This window comes from Streptomyces beijiangensis, from assembly GCF_017315755.1.
GTDB lineage: Bacteria > Actinomycetota > Actinomycetes > Streptomycetales > Streptomycetaceae > Streptomyces > Streptomyces beijiangensis.
In genome coordinates this window covers 1-17,346 of record NZ_JAFLRJ010000136.1, presented here as the reverse complement: position 1 = coordinate 17,346, position 17,346 = coordinate 1, and the positions used below count along the sequence as shown (strand labels likewise).

Genomic DNA, 17,346 nt, shown 5'->3' with positions numbered 1-17,346 from the left:
ACGGGCTCCGGCCGGAGCCCGGCGCCCTCTGTGAGCAGGCGGTCTATCTCTCCGCGTCGGCGCTCGCCGGCGTAGGCCGGTTCGCCGTGCTGCGGCTGGTCGTCTTCGCACCGCGCAAGCGCTCGTGCACGGCGTACGGTCCCGCGCCGGCCGCCCGCACCCTCGTCCCGCCGTCGACCAGCAGGTCGGTGCCCGTCACCCAGCGCGCCTCGTCGGAGACCAGCCACAGCACCGCCCGCGCCACGTCCTCCGGCTCCCCGATGCGCCCCATCGGCAGCCCCTCGGCGATCCGCTCCTCCGCGGTCTCCCACACGAAGCGCGCCATCTCGGTGCGCACCAGGCCCGGTGAGACCGAGTTGACCCGCACCGCAGGGGCCAGTTCCCCCGCCAACTGCTGGGTGAGGCGCAGCAGGGCCGTCTTGCTCGTCCCGTACGCACCCACCTGCGGCCCCACGCCGTGCGTGCCCTCGGTGCAGATGTTGACCACCGCCCCGCCGTGCTCACGCATCCCGGCCCGCCATACGAGCTGGGTCAGCCGCAGCGCCGCCTCCACGTTCACCGTGAACGCCTCGCGCCAGACATCGGGGTCGGCGTCCATGAGCGGACCGAACGGGGCGTTCGTGGCGGCGTTGTTGACCAGGACGTCGACCCGGCCGAACTCCCGCACCGCCAGGTCGACGCAGTCCGCGAGGTGCCCGGGATCGGCGACCGTACCGGCGCAGCCCACCGCACGGGCCCCGGCGGCGGTCAGTTCGCGTACGGCCGCCGCCACACCGTCCGGATCGCGCGCGGTGACACAGACCTGAGCTCCGGCCGCCGCCAGCGCCTGTGCGATCGCGCGACCTATGCCGCGCGAGGCGCCGGTGACGATGGCCGCCCTGCCGTCGAGTACACCGTGGGAATCCATCTCCGTACGGTCTCATGACGGACCGTCAGTTCACCCGTGCGGCCACCAGTTCCAGTACGGGACGCCAGTCCTCCATGATCCCCGCGTTCAGTCCCACGACCTTCCCCGCGTCGTCGGCCTGCCGCAGTGTGAGCGCCTCCTCGCACAGTGGATCGCGCTCGAAGGCGGCGACCTCTCCCTGAGTCATCACCCCGCCCTGCAGCCCCATGGTCAGCGCACTCTGCGGCGACAGCGCACGCCCGGGCTCCATGGCCGCCAGATAGCGCTTGGCGGGCACATGCAGCCGCACCAGCCCGGCCACCCGCGCCCCGAGCAGTCCGCGCACGGCGTCCGCGGCCCGGTCCGCGTGGCCCGCGTCGTCACCGGGGGAGAGCAGGTGCCCCAGGTCGTGTACGAGTCCTGCGACCTGAAGCTCCTTGTCGCTGGGGCGGGAGCGGCGCAGCAGGTGTGCGGTCTGCAGCGCGTGGTCGTAGAGGTCGACCGGATCGCCGCTGCGGTCCGGGGCGTCCCAGGCGTTCCGGCAGGCGTGCAGCAACTCCATCAGTTCGTCGACGGTCCCCGGCGTCATCTCTCTGCTCCTCCCCATGGGTGGCGGCGTCCTGGCCGAGCAGATCAGGGCCATCTGTCGCCCGGGCCAACGGGGTCTTAACCCTCCGCCACGTTCGCGGGGGCCCGTCTGCCCAATCCGTATGGGTTAGGTTAGCCTTACCTGTGTTTTGGCCGGAGGTGGGTGGCCGGAAGTCACTCATCCGTGCCGGACATGCTGCGGAGCAGGTGAGTGGGGGCAGCTGAGTCCGGGCGCGGAGTCATACGCCGCACTGTCGCGGGACAGCGCAGAGACGTCGCGATGAAGTCCGGCCGGATCGTCGCCGAAGGCCCGCCCGCCGATGTCGTCACCGCCGCCATCGTGGAAGACGTCTTCGGCCTCCGCTGCCAGGTGATCACTGACCCGGTCAGCTCAACGCCGCTGGTGATCCCGGTCGGACGGCACCACACACCCGCCGAGACCAGGCGGCCGACCGCGAAAATGTGCGGCTGGGAGCGGAACCCCACATCCCGCTGAACGTCAGGCAAAGAAAACTTGGCGCGATGACTCCAGTCCCCATCGAGCGGGACTCCGCTCATTTGGTTACTCTGTTCCCGACGGACAGCCGGAAGAGACCCACCAGTCTCCCCGGCCCGTTCTGGGACAGGCACGCACCACGGCCGCGATCCCGCCCGAAAACCGGCGCCACCGCGTCCGAACTGCCCTTGCCCATGCGGTTACGCGAGCACAAAGGAGTGCGCGGTGACACCTGAAACGACAGAGCGCGAGCAGCGCCCGGCAGACCGGAGCGATCGGGCCCGAGGGCCCGAGAAGCTCGGCAACCTCGAAGTCTGGGCCCGTTCGGCGCCCATCCGGCTGGCCGGCTACGAGGAAGACCTGGCAGAGCCCCACATCCTCCAGGGAATCGACTAGAGCGGCTCGCCCTGCCCCGGCCCCCGGCATCCGCCGGGGGCCGGGGCTTCGCACTGGCGGGCCGTGAATATCCTCACACCGTCGCGTCCATCGCCAGCGACACCGCCCCGTACAGCGCGGCCTCGTCCGCGAAGCGGGCCGGGGCCAGTTCCGGGGGAAAGGGGACGGCGTCGTCCAGCGCCGTCCGGAGCCTGTGTACGACGGGTCTGCCCGCCCCCATCAGACCGCCGCCCAGGACCACTCGCTGCGGGTCGAGCGCGATGCAGAGGTTCACCACCGCCGCGGCGAGCGCCGAGAGCGACTCCTCGATCAGGGCGTGCACCCTGGGGTCGTGCCGCCGGGTGAAGAGAGTGGCCGCCGACACCGGAGTGCCGAGAAGCCGCGTCCCCCGGGAGGCGAGGGCGGCGCCCGAGATGTGCTCCTCCAGCGGGGCACGGCCCGCCGCGAAGCCCGCCTCGTCCGGTACGCGCAGCAGATAGCCGATCTCACCCGCAGCGCCGTGCGCGCCGGGCACCACCCGCCCCTCCGTGACGATTCCCGCGCCGAGGCCCGTACCGATGTTGAGGTAGAGACCGCTGCGCACCCCGCTGAGCCGGCCCCAGTGCAGCTCGGCCGCAGTGGCCGCCTTGACGTCGTTGTCCATCCTGAGCGGGATTCCGTCGAACTCCTTGCGGAGCAGCCGGGGGAGGTCCAGGTCCTCCCAGCCGGGCACGGTGGGGGCGAGCCGTATCCGCTCGCCGTCGACCACTCCGATCGTGGCCACGCCGACGGCCGTCAGCCGCCCTTCGGTTCCGGCGACGAGCTCTGCGGCCGCCGCCATCGACCGCCGCAGCACACCGTGCGCACCGCCGGGGCCCGCGGTCCTGACCCGGGTGCGGCCGAGGACGCGGGGGACCGGGCCCGTCGTGTCCATGGTGGCAAGCGCCACCTTCGTACCGCCGAAGTCGATGCCCAGGACGAAGCCCGGCGTCATCCCAGCCCCTCCGGACGGCCCTTGCGGGCCAGCGAGTCGAGGGCCACGGCCAGGGCGAGGACCAGCGCGGTGACCATGAAGCGGACCGAGGAGTCGACATTGAGGAGCAGCATGCCGTTGGTGATCGACTGGATGACGAGGATGCCCAGCAGGGCCGCGTAGGTGCGTCCGCGCCCGCCGAAGAGACTCACCCCGCCGATCACCGCGGCCGCGATGGCGTTGAGCAGGATGTCGCTGCCGCCGGAGTTCTGGTTGACGGCTGACAGCCGGCTCGCCGCGAGGACCCCGCCGAACGCGGCGATCGTGCCCGAGGCGACGAACGCCAGGGTGCGCACCCTGGTGACGTTGATACCGGAGCGGCGTGCGGCTTCCGCGTTCCCGCCGACCGCGTACATCCGGCGGCCCGCGACGGTGTGCCGGATGAGCACGTCGAGCACGACGACGAGCGAGGCGAAGATCACCAGCGTGAGCGGGACGCCGCGGTCGGTGGTGAGGATACGGACGACGATCGCCAGCAGTGCGGCGAGTGCGGTGATGCGCAGGGCGGGGCGCAGCACCGGTTCGAAGGGGAGGTCGAGACCGGCCCGCGCACGGCGGGTGAGGACGGCGACGGCCGCGTACACGGCGGTGATCACCGCGGCCAGGGTCCAGGAGAGGGCGTCCGGCAGCCAGGTGTCGCTGAGCTTCGCGATCGACCCGTCGAAGGGCAGGTTGATGGTGCCGCCCTTGCCCAGGAGGTAGATCAGCAGGCCTTGCCAGCCGATCAGCCCGGAGAGCGTGACGACGAAGGACGGCATGCCGATACGGGTGAACATCAGCCCGTGCAGCAGCCCGATCGCGGCGCCGGCGGCGAGCGCCAGCAGGACGGCGAGCAGCGGATGGAGACCGTGGCGGACGGTCTGGATCGTCATCACGACGGCGCACAGACCGCTGACCGAACCGACCGACAGATCGATCTCACCGAGCAGCAGCACCATGATCACGCCGAGCGAGATGGTGCCCGTCGCGGCCATCTGCAGTGCGAGATTGGTGAGGTTCTCGGAGGAGAGGAAGTGGCTGTTGAGGGAGGAGAAGACGATCATGATGACGGCCAGGGCGGCGGTGACGGGCAGTGCCCCGAGCTCCCGGCCGGTCAGCCGCTCCCGGGCGGCGGCCGCGTAGGCCTTCATGACCCGTACCCCGCACCCGTGATGGCGGCGACGATCATCTCCTGCGTCGCCTCCCGGGTGGTGAACTCGCCCGCGTTGGAGCCAAGCCGGAGCACGGCGACCCGGTCGCTCACCGCGGTGACGTCGACGAGATTGTGCGAGATCAGCAGCACCGCCAGACCTCTGTCCCTCAATCTCCGTACCAGAGCCAGCACTTGGGCCGTCTGTTCCACGCCGAGAGCGGCGGTCGGCTCGTCCAGGATCACGAGGCGGGGTTCGCCGATCAGTGCGCGGGCGATGGCCACCGACTGGCGCTGGCCGCCGGAGAGCGCCGCGACCGGGGTGCGGATCTCGGGGATCCGTACGTCCAGCGAGGCGAGCAGATCCCGCGCGGTGCGCTCCATGCGCAGCTCGCGCAGCCAGGAGAAGCGGCGCTGCTCATGCCCGAGGAAGAGATTGGCGACGACGTCCAGGTTCTCGCAGAGGGCCAGGTCCTGGTGGACGGTGGAGATGCCCAGCGCCTGGGCGTCGTGCGGGCCACGGACGGTGACCGGGCGCCCGTCGAGCGTGATGACGCCCTCGTCGGCATGGGTCACACCCGACACGACCTTGATCAGCGTGGACTTGCCAGCGCCGTTGTCCCCGACGAGCGCGACCACCTCACCGGCGCGTACCTCCAGGTCGACTCCGGCCAGGGCGCGCACCGGACCGTACCGCTTGATCACGCCCCGTACGGCAAGCAGCGCCGCCACTAGCGGAGCCCCGCTGCCGTGCACGCGGTGGCGAGGGCGGCGGTGCAGATCTGGTCCACCGTGTAGAAGCTGTCCTTGACGATGGTGTCCTTGATCTTGTCCTTGGTGACAGCGGTGGGGCTGAGCATGTAGGCAGGGATGTCGGCCGTTCCGTTGTTCACGGACGCCGGCGCCTTGATCTTCTCGCCGCGGCCGAGGGTGATGGCGGTCTCGGCGGCCTGTGCCGCCTGTGCGGGGATGTCGAGATAGACGGTCATGTACTGATCGCCCGTCACAATGCGCTGCACGCCGGCGAGTTCGGCGTCCTGGCCGGTGATCGGCGGGAGTTTCGCGTATCCGGCGCGCTTCATCGCGGCGATGGCGCCGCCCGCCATACCGTCGTTGGCGGAGAGGACACCGTTCACCGAGTCCCGGCCGAGCGCGGTGATCGCCTGCTCCATTTCGTCCTGCGCCTTGTCCGGGCTCCAGTCCGGGGTGTCGTACTCCCTGCCGATGGTGACCTTTCCGTCCAGGACGTTGTGCGCGCCCTTCTTGTAGTCGGCCGAACTGGGGTCCGTCTTGGCCCCGTTGATCATCACGATCTTCGGCTTTCCCGTGACGCCGCGCGCCTTCATCGCGTCGAGGAGCGCCTGGCCCTGCATCTCGCCGACCCTGACGTTGTCGAAGGAGACGAAAGCGTCGTACGCGATCCCCTTGATCAGCCGGTCGTACGCGAGGACCGGGACCTTCTTCTGCTGGGCCGCGTGGATCTGCGGCGCGACCGCCGCGGCGTCGACGGCGTCCAGGACGAGGACATCCGCGCCCTGGGTGAGGGCGGCCTCGATCTGGGACTGCTGCTTGGGCGCGTCCTGATCGGCGTTGAAGTACAGGACCTTGCAGGCGGGACAGCGGGACTTGACCTTCGCCTCGAACTTCGGCCGGTCCACGGACTCGTACCGTGTGGTCTTCGACTCGGGAAGCAGCAGTGCGATCGTCGGGTTCTTCTTCCCGCCGCCGCCCTTGCCGGAAGGTGTACTGCTGTCGGAGCAGCCGGCGACAAGCAGTAGTGCCACCGCCGGCAACGCTATCCATCCACCGCGCATGAGCCTCTCCTCGTGCTGAGGGCCGAAGGCTGAGCTGATTTCCCTATGAATGTGGGACCGTTGAGAGAGTTTGGCAAGGTCTCTACCGAAGAAAGGAAGAGTCCTTGACGAAGGGGGCAGCGATGAACGGACACGACGACCCGACAGCCAGCTCGACCAGCGTGCTGCGCATCATGAACGAGCGGGCGCTCTTCGAGCAGCTGCTGCGCCACGGCCCGGTGTCCAGACCCCAGTTGGCGGCAGCCACGGGACTCTCCAAGCCCACGATCTCCGTGGCGCTCGCCGATCTCGAACGGGTGGGCGTGGTGCGGTCCGTGGGGCTCGCCACCGGTGGCACGGGGCGGGCGGCGCAGCTCTACGAGATCCATCCGCAGGCCGGCTGGGTGATGGCCTTCGACGTCGGCCGGTCGTTCGTACGGGTCGCCCTCGCGACGCTCACGGGGGAGACCGTGGTCCGCCGCGACGTCCGCTCCAGGGCGCGCAGCGCCGTCGGACTGCTCGCTCAACTCGGCCTGCTGACACAGGAGATCACCGAGGAGGCGGGCATCACGCCGGACGCCGTCACGTACACCGTCTTCGGCACCCCGGGCACGCACGACCAGGCGACCGGGGCGCTGCGCCTCGCCCCCAATCTGCCCGGATGGAACCGTCCCGGATCCGTGGACCGGCTCCGTACCGTGACCGGATCGCCTTTTCTCGTCGAGAACGACATCAATCTGGCCGCCCTCGGCGAGCAGGCGCACGGCCTGGGCGGCGACGTCGACGACTTCGTCTTCATGTCCATCGGCACGGGCATCGGGATGGGGGTCGTCCTCGGAGGGCGGCTCCACCGCGGGGCGCAGCGCGCGGCCGGCGAGATCTCCTATCTGCCGTTCGGGGAGAGCGATCCGCTGGCCGCGGGGGCGGTTTCGCGCCGCCGGGGGCTGCTGGAGTCCGTCGCCTCCGCCGACGCGGTCGTCGCCGTGGCCCGGCGGTTCGGGATGAGCGGCCGGATCAGTGCGAAACGGATCTTCGACGCCGCGCGGGCCGGGGACGCGACGGCGCTGCGGGTGGTGGAGGCCGAGGCGGACCATCTCGCCCACGCCCTGGCCAGCGTCATCGCCGTACTCGACCCGGAGCTGGTGGTGCTCGGTGGCGGAATCGGGGCGCACGGCGGGGAGTTGCTCGTCGCGCCTGTACGGGAGAGGCTCGGCGACCTCGTACCCCTGCGTCCGCCGCGGATCGAGGCATCGGCGCTCGGGGACGGAGCGGTGGTGCTCGGGGCGCTGGCCACCGGGCTTCGCCATGCGCGTGACCTGGTCTTCCAACGCGCCCTGGCAGTCGACTGATCCGCCCGAGTCATCGGATGTCAAAGGGAAGGAAGTTCCCTTCTGTGCGGTGAAGTGTATTGACAGGCGGTCACCGCGCTCCAATCATCGGATCTCATGACCGAGCTTCCCAGGCGACATGTACTCGGAATGACGGCAGGAGCGGCAGTCGGCGCCGCCCTTCTCACCCCGGCAACGGCCGATGCGGATCCAAGAACGGCAGAAACGGTCGGGAAAGTGAGAGGCGACTGGGGCACTGTCCCGGCCGCCGTCCCCGTGCCGCTCGACCAGTGGTTCGACAACGACGGCATCGACACCGCGGACGCCCGTGGGGGCAACTTCGACGGCTCCGGTTACACCTTCCCCGGCGAGGAACTCCCCGCAGGGCCAGTGCAGTTGGACGGTGTGCCGTTCCTGTTCCCCGCCGCCACGGCGGGCGCCAAGAACAACATCGTCGCCCTCGGGCAGCGCATCGACCTGCCCCAGGGGCGCTATCTCTCCGGATCGTTCCTCGTCTCGTGCAGTTACGGCGCCGCCTCTGGACCGGCCACGCTCCACTACGCCGACGGCTCGACCGGCACGGCCGGGCTCGGCGGCCCCGACTGGTACTCCGGCAGCGGACCGCTCTCCGCCCCGTACCGTTACAACCCCTCCGGCGGCAAGGACGCCAACCGGGTCTCCTTCGGCGTCTCCGAGGTGGCGATCGACCCGTCCAAGGAGATCGTGGGCGTCACTCTGCCCACCACGCACCCGGCCGAGGCCGACAAGTCCTCGCTCCACGTCTTCGCGCTCTCCCTTCAACCGGCGGCGGAGGGGCGGGCGTTGACGCTGCGGGGCGCCCACTCGACCACCAGCTCGCTCGACTCGGGAGCCCAGAGCGTCGAGGCCACCGTCGTCAACGCGGGCACCGTCGGGATCCTCGCCGCCGACGCGCTCACCGTCTCCGTCGACGTGGACGGCGCCCGTACGGTCGAGCCCGCCCGGATCCCGCGCCTCGCCCCCGGGGACCAGGCCAGGGTCCGTATCGGCATCCGCTCCAAGCCCGGTGTCGACCCCGGCACCCAGCGTGCGGGACGGGTCGTGGCGCGCGGCCGCGGCCAGGAGGCGGCCGCATCGCCGAGCCAACTCACGCTCGGGGTGCCGGACTTCCAGCCCACCGACGCGTCGCTCTCCACCCACCAGGCGCCGTACTGGTTCCAGGACGCCAAGTTCGGCATCTTCATCCACTGGGGCGTGTACTCCGTGCCCGCCTGGGCGCCGGTCGGCAAGCAGTACGCCGAGTGGTACTGGGACCAGATGCAGGACCCGAACAACCCCACCTACGCCCACCACCGCGAGGTGTACGGCGAGAGCTTCAACTACGACGACTTCATACCGCAGTTCACGGCCAAGAACTTCAACCCGCGCTCCTGGGTCGAGCTCTTCCGGGACGCCGGGGCGCAATACCACGTCCTCACCTCCAAGCACCACGAGGGCTTCGCGCTCTGGGACAGCAAGGTCTCCGACCGCAACGCCGTCAAGATGGGCCCCAAGCGCGACCTGATCAAGGAGCTCTTCGAGGCGTCCCGCACCTACGCGCCCGAACTGCACCGGGGCCTGTACTTCTCGATGCCCGAGTGGTTCAACCCGGACAGCCCCTGGATGGGCCACGCGCCGCGCAACCCGTACACCCTGGAGCCCGTGCCGTACACCGGCTACACGGCCGGCAAGGACTACGTGAAGGATCTGCAGGCCCCGCAGATGCTGGAGCTGATCGAGGGCTACGACCCGGAGATCATCTGGTGCGACATCGGCGGGCAGAACGACAGCCACCGGGTCCTGGCCGAGTACTTCAACCACGCCAAGAACCGCAGGCGGCCCATCGAGGTGACGGTCAACAACCGTTCGGGCATCGGGCCGCACGACTTCACGACGCCCGAGTACACGACGTACGACTCGGTCGTCACCGACAAGTGGGAGGCCAGCCGGGGCCTGGACCCGTTCAGCTACGGCTACAACCAGGCCACTCCCGACAGCATGTACATGTCCGCCGAGGAGATCGTGCACACGATCGTCGACGCGTCGAGCAAGAACGGCAATTTCCTGCTCGACATCGGCCCGCGCGCCGACGGCACCATCCCGGAGATCATGCAGACCAGGCTGCGCGAGACGGGCCAGTGGCTGAAGGTCAACGGCGAGGCGATCTACGGCAGTACGTACTGGGCGCGGATGCCGGAGCTGGGCGAGGACCTGCGCTTCACCATCCGGCCGGGCAAGGCCTTCTACATCCACTCGCTGGCGAAGCCCGGCGCCACGCTGACGGTCGAGGCACCGGTTCCGGTACGCAGCGGCGACAAGGTCACCATGCTCGGCTACCCCCGCCCGCTCAACTGGCGTACGAGCGGCGGAAAGCTGGTGATCGACGTGCCCGCGGCGGCCAGGGCCGCGGGCCGTTACGCCTGGGTCTTCAAGATCGAGCAGATCAGGTAGTGCCCGCGGCGATCCGCCGCAGGACCGCGGTGAGCCGGCGGGCGTAGGCCCGCTGGAGCACCGGGACCAGCGGGCCCGCGAGCCGGGTGTACCAGCTCGCGGGCCGGCTGAAGGCGGTGACCATGAACCACACGGTGCCGTCCTCGGCCAGCTCCACCACGAAGGACTCCTCGCCGGACTCCGGATGGCGCCCGCGGGTGCCGTACGCGAATCCCGTGCGCCCGGTCTCGTACGCCGTCCAGATCACCTCGCACGGTGCGCGGAAGCGCAGCGGTCCGCACCCCACCGACACCTCCACGAAAGTCCCCGGCTCCGCCCGCGGGGACTCGGCCACCACCCGTGCGCCCGAATGCCGGTGCATCCGCCAGCCGGTCACGGCGGCACCCGCGGCCTCGAAGGCCGTACGGCCGTACCCGATCGGCGAGCGGACCTGCAGATGGTGATAGCCGGGCGGCAGCGGGAGGCTCCGGGTGGCCCCCGTCTCCGGGTAGTTGAGGGCGCCCGAGCGGCTGGTGCGGTTCATCCGGGTCAGCAGGTTCATACGGCAGCAGTCTCCTTGATGCGTCGCCAGGCCAGCACCGAACAGAGTGCGAAGCCGAGCGCATTGCCGAGGCCGTGGGTGGCGGCCATCCAGGTCAGGCTGGGGTGCGGAATACCGGTGGCCTCGCCGAGCGCCCAGCTCAGGGCGAGCAGCATGGTCGCCACCAGGACGCCGGCGGCCGTCGCGAACATCGCCCGTGTCAGCCGGTCGCGGCCTTGTGTACGGATGTCCCGCCAGGTCAGCAGCGACACGGCCCACATGCCCGCGGTGAGGACAAGTGCCCCGGCCAGCTCCGCCCAGTCGTCGAGGAAGTAGCCGACGAGTACGAGCAGGGTTCCCAGCGGCACGCTCAGCGCGGCGATCTTCCCCGTACGGCCGCTGCTCGCCCGGCAGCAGAGACCGGCGATCAGGGCCGCGCTGAATCCGGCGAAGTGGAAGTGCGGCACGGTCAGCGCCAGGATCCGCAGATCGAACCCGAAGAGCTCGTGCCCCGAGCGTTCGGCGACCAGCGCGAGACCGGCGACGGACGGGGTGACGAGCGCGGTCAGCACCGCGATCTCGCAGGCGGCGAGCGAGCGGGTGCGGTACAGCCGCACCGGCGCGTACGCCGCGAGCACCACGGTGGCCACGGCGTAGACGGAGGCGAGCGCGGTGGCCACCGGGCCGCGCGCCACCCAGAGCGAGAGCGCCCCGGGCACCGCCGCAAGCGGCCAGAGTCTGCGCACGGTGTCCAGCCGCGGATCACCGATGAGCCGCAGTCCCGCCGGGACCACGACGAGCATCCCCAGCATCACGATCAGACCGACCAGTACGGTCATCGGTTCCCCCACCCCTAGGTTGAACGCGTTCAAGACGCGCCCTGAGCCTAGACCTAGACTTGAACGTGTTCAAGTAGGGGTGATCGACCGGTCGAGTAATGGGACAAATCGTGTCAGAGTGTCTCCATGGTTGATCGGACAGCGGGCACTTCGTCCCTTCCGGACGACTGGCCCGCCCACCCGGATCTGAGCCTTGCCCTGAACCGCATGGGCAGCTTCGACTGGGATCTGGACAGCGGGCTGATGCATCTCGATCAGTCTGCACTCGACGTGTTCGACCTCTACGCGGACGAATACGACGGCCGCCCCGAGACGCTGGGCCAGCGGGTCCCCTCCGACGAGGGCACCCGGCTCGACGCGATGGTGGCGCAGGCACTCAAGAACGGCTCCACCACCTACGGCGCCTACTTCCGCGTCCGCTCCCGCGACGGCGTCCTGCGCTGGGTCCACACCCAGGGCTTCATCCGCCGCGACGCCACCGGCAAGCCGCACCGCATCATCGGCATCGTCCGCGACGCCGCCCAGGAACTCGCCGAGTCCGCCGCCCGCCATGAGCTGGACACCGAGCGCCGCCGCCGTACCAGCCTCGTCGAGGGGACCACCGCGGCCCTGGCCCACGCCCGCACCGTGCGTGATGTCATCGACGTACTGAAGGATTCGGACGGTCTGGAGCACCTGGGCGCCACCAGTCTGGTCATGGGCCTGCACGAGGCCGGCCGCATCCATCTCGTCGCCGAGGGGCCGGAGGGCAGCTTCGTGCCCGGTACCCGGTACACCCGGGTGGACGAGCCGTTCCCGATGAGCGAGGTGATCCGTACCCTCGCCCCGCGCTTCATCGAGTCGGCGGAGGACTTCGCCACCTCCTACCCGGATCTGTGGCCGCACATCAGCGAGCTGGGCATCACCTCGGCCGCCTATCTGCCCCTGATCGCCCAGGCCCGCCCCATCGGCGCGCTCGGCCTGCTGTACCGCGACAAGACGGGCTTCACCACCGACGAGCGCAACCTCCTGGTCGCCCTCGGCAGCTCCATCGCCCAGAGTCTGCAGCGCGCCATGCTCTACGAACAGGAGCACGACCTGGCCCAGGGGCTGCAGCAGGCGATGCTGCCCCGCCGGATCCCGGAGGTCCCCGGGGCCGAGATCGCCGTCCGCTACCGCTCGGCCCGTCTCGGCCAGGACATCGGCGGCGACTGGTACGACGTGATCCCGCTGCCCGGCGGCCGGGTGGGCGCCGTCATCGGCGACGTACAGGGGCATGACACCCATGCGGCGGCCGTCATGGGCCAACTGCGCATCGTGCTGCGCGCGTACGCGGCCGAAGGACACACCCCGGCCACCGTCGTGGCCCGCGCCTCCGTCTTCCTCCATGAGCTGGACACCGAGCGCTTCGCGACCTGCACCTACGCCGAGGTGGACCTGAGCACCGGTGTCGTCCAGGTGGTGCGCGCCGGTCACATCGACCCGCTGGTGCGGCACGTGGACGGCAGCTGCCGCCGACTGCCCGTCGAGGGCGGCCTGCCGCTCGGCCTCTCCGCCGAGTTCCGCCAGCTCGAATACCCGGTCACCGCCGTCGAACTGGATCCCGGACACGCCCTGCTGCTCTACACCGACGGTCTGGTCGAGCAGCCCGGCGCGGATCTGGACGACGGGATGCAGGCGCTGTCGATGGCGGTCGAGAGCGGTCCGCGCGATCTGCAGCTCCTCGCCGACCGGCTGTGCGAGGTGGTGGACGACCGGAGCGGCGCGGACGACGTGGCGCTGCTCCTCCTGCGCCGTACGGTCGGCGACCTGCCGCAGTCGGGCGGCCGGCTGCGGCAGCACGTGGCCGCCGCCGATCCGGAGGCCCTGAGCTCGGCCAGGCACATGATCCGTGCGGCGGTACGGGCCTGGGGCGCGGGGGAGAGGTCCGATGAAATCGAGCTCGCCGCCGATGAGCTGATCACCAACGCGCTGATGCACACCGACGGCGGAGCCATCGTCACCCTGAGGGTCCTCGCCGGGGCCGAGCGCCGGATGCGTGTCGAGGTCGAGGACCGGTCCAGCGCCCTGCCGCGCCGCAGGGAGGCCGGGGAATCGGGCGTTTCGGGACGCGGACTGATGATGGTCGACCGGATGGCGGAAGTGTGGGGAGTGGAGTCCCGAGGCAGCGGTAAATGCGTGTGGTGCGAGTTCACCGTGCCGCATCGTGAGGCAACGTGATCGATACCCGATGGTAACGGTCTGTATCCTGAACGTACTTGACCGTAACCGACCGTGGGCGATTGACTGCTGGTTCACCCGCCTCCGATGACATCGAGGATCCGTTGAGCACCGAGCTTCTGGCCCCGCTTGATCTCGCGTTCTGGCACCTCGAATCCGCCGAGCACCCCATGCATCTGGGCGCACTCGCCGTCTTCGACCCCTCACCCGAAGCCGGCGACGAAGAGGTGGTGAACGTCCTCGCCGCCCGCGCCGCCGCGATTCCCCGGCTCAGGATGTGTGTGCGCGGGGTGTGGCTGCCCGTCGGCGGGGCGGCCTGGAGCGAGGACAAGCACTTCGACGTACGCCGGCATGTCCGGCTGGTACGGCTGCCCGCGAGCGACTTCGCCGCCGAAGTCAGGGAACTCGCGGGGGAGCTGATGGAGCGTCCGCTGGAGCGAGGGGTGCCGCCCTGGGAGATGTACGTGCTGACGGGGGCCGCGGACGGATCCTTCGCCGTACTGGTGAAGATGCATCACGCGCTCGCCGACGGGATGCGTGCCGTGGCCATCGGGGCCGGGATCTTCGACCAGATCGCGGGGACGCGCTCCGCGGCAGGTGCCCGTCGGGGGAGGGTGGTCGTCCCGCCCCGCTCATGGCTGCCGGGACCGCGGCAGGTGGCCGGCTTCGCGCGGGACAGGTTCGAGGAGTTCGGGCAGGCGGTCGGCATCGGGGCCTCGGTGATGCGCGCCAGCCGGCTCGATCTGTGGGCCGACTCGGCGCTGGCCGCGAGTTCGAGCGGGACCCGGCGGCTGGCGACGGCCGTACTGGACCAGGCCGAAGTGCTGCGCATCCGCAGGACGGTGGGCGGCACCGCCAACGATGTGCTCCTCGCCACAGTGGCGGGCGGGCTGAGGCGCTGGATCATCGAGCGCGGCGAGCGGCTGCCGGGTGTCGATCCGCGCGCCCTCGTGCCGGTGTCCCGGCGCCGTCCGGGCGTGCCGCCCAGCGACGGCAACAAGCTCTCGGCGTACCTGGTCGGACTGCCGGTCACCGAACCGGACCCCTGGCTGCGGCTCACCGGCGTACGCGACGCGATGGACCGCAACAAGTCGGCAGGACCCTCGCGCGGGGCGGGAGCGGTGGCCGTACTGGCCGATCAACTGCCTTCGCTGGCACACCGGTTCGGGGCTTCGCTGGCGGGGAACGCGGCACGGGTGCTCTTCGACGTCCTGGTGACGAGTGTCCCGCTGCCTCGCTCGAAGCTCTCCCTGGCCGGCAGCCCGCTGCGGGAGATCTACCCGATGGCGCCGCTGGCGCGCGGGCAGGCACTCGCCGTCGCGCTGTCGACCTACGGCGGACAGGTGCATGTGGGGCTGGTCGCCGACGGCAAGGCGGTCCCGGATGCGGACCGGCTGGCCGAGTGTGTGAAGGAGGAGCTGGCGGAATTGCTCGCAGAGGTGTTGACGCACTGAAGTGATCCGATGAATATTCGTCGCATGCGGCGGAACATGATCGGACACAGCGGGGTCGAAGTCACCGAACTCTCCTTCGGGGCGGCCGGAATCGGCAATCTCTTCAGCCAGGTCGACGACGAGGCCGCCCGGGCGGCGGTGGACGCGGCCTGGGACGAGGGCATCAGATACTTCGACACAGCGCCGCACTACGGGCTCGGTCTCTCCGAGCGCCGGCTGGGCACCGCGCTGCGCGAACGGCCGCGCGCGGAGTACGTCGTCTCCACCAAGGTCGGACGACTCCTCGAACCCCACAGTGGCGGAGGCGACGACCTGGCCAACGGCTTCGCCGTACCCGCCGACTCGCGCCGCGTCTGGGACCTCAGCGCGGACGGCATCCGCCGCAGCGTCGATGACAGCCTGGCCAGGCTCGGACTCGACCGCATCGACATCGTCTATCTGCACGACCCGGACGACCATGCCGAGGCCGCCTTCGGCCAGGCCTATCCGGCGCTGGAGAAGCTCCGCTCCGAGGGCGTGGTGGGGGCGATCGGCGCCGGCATGAACCAGACCGCGATGCTCACCCGATTCCTCCGCGACACCGACGTCGACGTGGTGCTCTGCGCCGGCCGCTACACCCTCCTCGACCGCACGGCCCTGGCCGAACTGCTGCCCGAGGCGGCCGCCCGGGGCAAGAGCGTGGTCGTCGGCGGGGTCTTCAACTCAGGGCTGCTCGCCGACCCGAAGCCCGGCGCGACCTACAACTACGCGGCGGCGTCCCCCCAGGTCCTGGACAGGGCCCTGCACCTCAAGGACGTCGCCGGGCGCCGAGGCGTCCCGCTCAGGGCCGCCGCGCTCCAGTACCCCGCCCGCCACCCGGCCGTGGCGAGCGTCCTGGTCGGCACCCGGTCCGCCGACGAGGTCCGCGACGCGGCCGCCATGCTGCGCCACGAGATACCCGAAGTGCTCTGGGACGAGCTGCACACCGAGGAGCCGAGTTGAGAATCGCCCTGCACACCAAGGTCCGCGCCGACCGGATCGAGGAGTACGAAGCCGCACACCGCGAGGTTCCCGGAGAGCTGACCACGGCGATACGGGCAGCAGGCGCCACCTCCTGGACGATCTGGCGCAGTGGTACCGATCTCTTCCACCTCATCGAGTGCGAGGACTACGCGCGCCTGCTGGACGAGCTGGAGAAGCTCCCGGTGAATGTGGCCTGGCAGGCCCGGATGGCCGACCTCCTCGACGTGGTGCACGACTATTCATCGGAGGGGTCGGCGGCCGGGCTGCCGGTCGCCTGGGAGCTGTGAGCATGCGGATCATCGACGCGCACCACCATGTGTGGGATCTGTCCGTACGGGACCAGGACTGGATCACCGGGCCCGAACTCGCACCACTGAGGCGCGACTTCTCCCTCGCGGACCTCAAACCCGAGGCGCGCGCGTCCGGGGTGCGGTCCACGGTCCTCGTACAGACGGTCACCGTCGCCGCCGAGACCCCGGAGTTCCTCGCCCTCGCGGACGGCAGTGACCTGGTCGCCGGGGTCGTCGGCTGGACCGACCTCACGGCCCCCGACGTGGCCGCGACCCTCGCCGCCCTGCGCGAGATGCCCGGCGGGGACCGGCTTGTGGGCATCCGCCACCAGGTCCAGGGCGAGGCCGACCCCCAGTGGCTGCTGCGTCCCGACGTGCAGCGCGGTCTTGCGGCGGTGGCCGCCGCCGGACTCGCGTACGACCTGCTGGTCCTCCCTCACCAGCTCCCCGCTGCCGCCAGGGCGGCGGAACTGCTCCCGCACCTCACCTTCGTACTCGACCACCTGGGCAAGCCGCCGATCGCGGCCGGGCCGCCGGAGCCGTGGGCCGAGGGGGTACAGGCACTCGCCGCCCTCCCCAACACGGTCTGCAAGCTGTCCGGGATGGTCACCGAGGCGGCGTGGGACTCCTGGACGGCCGAGGATCTGCGCCCGTACGCGAGGACCGTGCTCGACGCCTTCGGGCCCGGACGGCTGATGTTCGGCTCCGACTGGCCGGTCTGCCGGCTGGCGGCCACCTACGGCGAAGTGGTCGAAGCGGCGCGGCAGGTGACGGACGGTCTGAGCCCGGACGAGCGCGCGGACGTCTTCGGGGCGACCGCCGCCCGCGTCTACGGGATCTGAGGCCCGAGCGACACCAGGCGCTTCCCGGCTGCCGTACGGACCTCGAAGTGGTCGATACGGTTCAGGGGTAATGCCGACCCGCCCTCCGCCCGGACCGCCCTCC

At 70.5% G+C, this 17,346-nt stretch carries 16 protein-coding genes and 1 pseudogene; 9 read left to right on the top strand and 8 right to left on the bottom strand.

Annotated features, from left to right (window positions below):
• Positions 1-43: 43 nt before the first annotated feature.
• Both J0695_RS15035 and J0695_RS15030 read right to left on the bottom strand, forming a co-directional pair.
• Positions 44-907 (bottom strand): SDR family oxidoreductase, encoded by an 864-nt coding sequence (locus J0695_RS15035; protein ID WP_206962531.1) that lies wholly within the window; start codon positions 905-907, stop codon positions 44-46.
• A 25-nt stretch (positions 908-932) separates the two neighbouring features.
• On the bottom strand, positions 933-1,475 hold the full coding sequence (locus J0695_RS15030) for an HD domain-containing protein (RefSeq protein ID WP_206962530.1): 543 nt from the start codon (positions 1,473-1,475) through the stop codon (positions 933-935).
• A gap of 273 nt (positions 1,476-1,748) precedes the next feature.
• Between J0695_RS15030 and J0695_RS15025 the strand changes: the two are divergent.
• Positions 1,749-1,970 (top strand): annotated as a pseudogene (locus tag J0695_RS15025) (ABC transporter ATP-binding protein); the annotation flags it as partial.
• A 225-nt stretch (positions 1,971-2,195) separates the two neighbouring features.
• Positions 2,196-2,366, top strand: a complete 171-nt coding sequence (locus J0695_RS15020; protein ID WP_206962529.1) for a hypothetical protein — start codon at positions 2,196-2,198, stop codon at positions 2,364-2,366.
• Positions 2,367-2,439: 73 nt separating this feature from the next.
• On the opposite strand, the gene J0695_RS15015 is transcribed toward J0695_RS15020, so the two are convergent.
• From J0695_RS15015 to J0695_RS15000, 4 genes are read right to left on the bottom strand one after another with little or no spacing between them, the layout of a single operon-like run.
• On the bottom strand, positions 2,440-3,339 hold the full coding sequence (locus J0695_RS15015) for an ROK family protein (RefSeq protein WP_206962528.1): 900 nt from the start codon (positions 3,337-3,339) through the stop codon (positions 2,440-2,442).
• Positions 3,336-4,508, bottom strand: a complete 1,173-nt coding sequence (locus J0695_RS15010; RefSeq protein WP_206962527.1) for a sugar ABC transporter permease — start codon at positions 4,506-4,508, stop codon at positions 3,336-3,338. The genes J0695_RS15015 and J0695_RS15010 overlap by 4 nt, the downstream gene beginning before the upstream one ends.
• Positions 4,505-5,230: an ATP-binding cassette domain-containing protein gene (locus J0695_RS15005; protein WP_206962534.1), complete on the bottom strand. Its 726-nt coding sequence runs from the start codon at positions 5,228-5,230 to the stop codon at positions 4,505-4,507. The genes J0695_RS15010 and J0695_RS15005 overlap by 4 nt, the downstream gene beginning before the upstream one ends.
• An 8-nt stretch (positions 5,231-5,238) precedes the next feature.
• Entirely contained in the window at positions 5,239-6,291 is a 1,053-nt protein-coding gene (locus J0695_RS15000; RefSeq protein WP_307798630.1) for a sugar ABC transporter substrate-binding protein, read from the bottom strand.
• A gap of 134 nt (positions 6,292-6,425) precedes the next feature.
• On the opposite strand from J0695_RS15000, the gene J0695_RS14995 reads away from it, so the two are divergent.
• Together J0695_RS14995 and J0695_RS14990 are read left to right on the top strand one after the other, a co-directional pair.
• Entirely contained in the window at positions 6,426-7,649 is a 1,224-nt protein-coding gene (locus tag J0695_RS14995) for an ROK family transcriptional regulator (RefSeq protein ID WP_242552687.1), read from the top strand.
• Positions 7,650-7,745: 96 nt separating this feature from the next.
• Positions 7,746-10,097, top strand: coding sequence for an alpha-L-fucosidase (locus J0695_RS14990; protein WP_206962525.1), 2,352 nt, complete (start codon positions 7,746-7,748; stop codon positions 10,095-10,097).
• Here J0695_RS14990 and J0695_RS14985 read toward each other — a convergent pair.
• Both J0695_RS14985 and J0695_RS14980 read right to left on the bottom strand, forming a co-directional pair.
• Positions 10,090-10,638 carry a DUF1990 domain-containing protein gene (locus J0695_RS14985; RefSeq protein WP_242552686.1) on the bottom strand — a complete coding sequence of 183 codons (549 nt, stop codon included), beginning with the start codon at positions 10,636-10,638 and terminating at the stop codon, positions 10,090-10,092. The genes J0695_RS14990 and J0695_RS14985 overlap by 8 nt on opposite strands.
• Positions 10,635-11,456 carry a YndJ family protein gene (locus J0695_RS14980; RefSeq protein WP_206962524.1) on the bottom strand — a complete coding sequence of 274 codons (822 nt, stop codon included), beginning with the start codon at positions 11,454-11,456 and terminating at the stop codon, positions 10,635-10,637. Before J0695_RS14980 ends, J0695_RS14985 begins: the two co-directional genes overlap by 4 nt.
• Before the next feature lie 126 nt (positions 11,457-11,582).
• Here J0695_RS14980 and J0695_RS14975 point away from each other — a divergent pair, with 126 nt between their 5' ends.
• The 5 genes from J0695_RS14975 (at position 11,583) to J0695_RS14955 (ending at position 17,243) form a co-directional block, all read left to right on the top strand.
• A complete protein-coding gene (locus J0695_RS14975) occupies positions 11,583-13,655 on the top strand; it encodes a SpoIIE family protein phosphatase (RefSeq protein ID WP_206962523.1) in 2,073 nt (690 codons plus the stop codon).
• Positions 13,656-13,759: 104 nt separating this feature from the next.
• Positions 13,760-15,109 carry a wax ester/triacylglycerol synthase family O-acyltransferase gene (locus J0695_RS14970; RefSeq protein ID WP_206962522.1) on the top strand — a complete coding sequence of 450 codons (1,350 nt, stop codon included), beginning with the start codon at positions 13,760-13,762 and terminating at the stop codon, positions 15,107-15,109.
• A gap of 24 nt (positions 15,110-15,133) precedes the next feature.
• Complete coding sequence (locus J0695_RS14965) at positions 15,134-16,090, top strand: aldo/keto reductase (RefSeq protein WP_206962521.1); 957 nt, start codon at positions 15,134-15,136, stop codon at positions 16,088-16,090.
• Entirely contained in the window at positions 16,087-16,398 is a 312-nt protein-coding gene (locus J0695_RS14960; RefSeq protein ID WP_206962520.1) for an L-rhamnose mutarotase, read from the top strand. Before J0695_RS14965 ends, J0695_RS14960 begins: the two co-directional genes overlap by 4 nt.
• Before the next feature lie 2 nt (positions 16,399-16,400).
• A complete protein-coding gene (locus J0695_RS14955; protein WP_206962519.1) occupies positions 16,401-17,243 on the top strand; it encodes an amidohydrolase family protein in 843 nt (280 codons plus the stop codon).
• Positions 17,244-17,346 lie beyond the last annotated feature (103 nt).